This window comes from Nonomuraea sp. bgisy101 (genome assembly GCF_057708945.1).
This window is the reverse complement of sequence record NZ_JBYITD010000105.1, coordinates 1-1,399: the sequence shown is the minus strand read 5'-3', so window position 1 is coordinate 1,399 and position 1,399 is coordinate 1. Positions and strand designations below refer to the sequence as shown.

The following is a 1,399-nucleotide window of genomic DNA, read 5'->3' as shown; positions in this document are numbered from 1 at the left end:
ATGCTTTGTGGTCAAGTCCTCGGCCTATTAGTACCGGTCAGCTCCACACGTTACCGCGCTTCCACCTCCGGCCTATCAACCCGGTCGTCTACCGGGAGCCTTACCCCCTCACAGGGTGGGAGACCTCATCTCAAGGCGAGCTTCCCGCTTAGATGCTTTCAGCGGTTATCCCTTCCGAACGTAGCCAACCAGCCGTGCACCTGGCGGTACAACTGGCACACCAGAGGTTCGTCCGTCCCGGTCCTCTCGTACTAGGGACAGCCCCTTTCAAGTCTCCTACGCGCGCAGCGGATAGGGACCGAACTGTCTCGCGACGTTCTAAACCCAGCTCGCGTACCGCTTTAATGGGCGAACAGCCCAACCCTTGGGACCTACTCCAGCCCCAGGATGCGACGAGCCGACATCGAGGTGCCAAACCATCCCGTCGATATGGACTCTTGGGGAAGATCAGCCTGTTATCCCCGGGGTACCTTTTAGCCGTTGAGCGACGGCGCTTCCACATGCCACCGCCGGATCACTAGTCCCAGCTTTCGCTCCTGCTCGACCCGTCAGTCTCACAGTCAAGCTCCCTTGTGCACTTACACTCAACACCTGATTGCCAACCAGGCTGAGGGAACCTTTGGGCGCCTCCGTTACTCTTTAGGAGGCAACCGCCCCAGTTAAACTACCCACCAGACACTGTCCCCGATCCGGATCACGGACCAGAGTTAGACGTTCAAAACGACCAGAGTGGTATTTCACCAATGACTCCACCCGAACTAGCGTCCGAGCTTCACAGTCTCCCACCTATCCTACACAAGACGTTCCAAACGCCAATGTCAAGCTGTAGTGAAGGTCCCGGGGTCTTTCCGTCCTGCTGCGCGTAACGAGCATCTTTACTCGTAGTGCAATTTCGCCGGGTCTGCGGTTGAGACAGCGGGGAAGTCGTTACGCCATTCGTGCAGGTCGGAACTTACCCGACAAGGAATTTCGCTACCTTAGGATGGTTATAGTTACCACCGCCGTTTACCGGCGCTTAAGTTCTCACCTTCGCCACTCACGCGGCTAAGCGGTCCCCTTAACGTTCCGGCACCGGGCAGGCGTCAGTCCGTATACATCGTCTTACGACTTCGCACGGACCTGTGTTTTTAGTAAACAGTCGCTTCCCCCTGGCCACTGCGACCCCCACCAGCTCAGACAGCAAGTGCCATCACCAGCAGAGGTCCCCCTTCTCCCGAAGTTACGGGGGCAATTTGCCGAGTTCCTTAACCACAGTTCACCCGATCGCCTTGGTATTCTCTACCTGACCACCTGAGTCGGTTTAGGGTACGGGCCGCCACAACACTCGCTAGAGGCTTTTCTCGGCAGCATAGGATCATCCACTTCGCCACAATCGGCTCGGCATCACATCTCAGGATAC

The 1,399-nt window shown here is 57.3% G+C and carries 1 rRNA gene; it reads right to left on the bottom strand.

Features of this window, described 5'->3' with window-relative positions:
• Positions 1-7: 7 nt before the first annotated feature.
• Positions 8-1,399 (bottom strand): 23S ribosomal RNA (locus AC3EO4_RS55630); the annotation flags it as partial.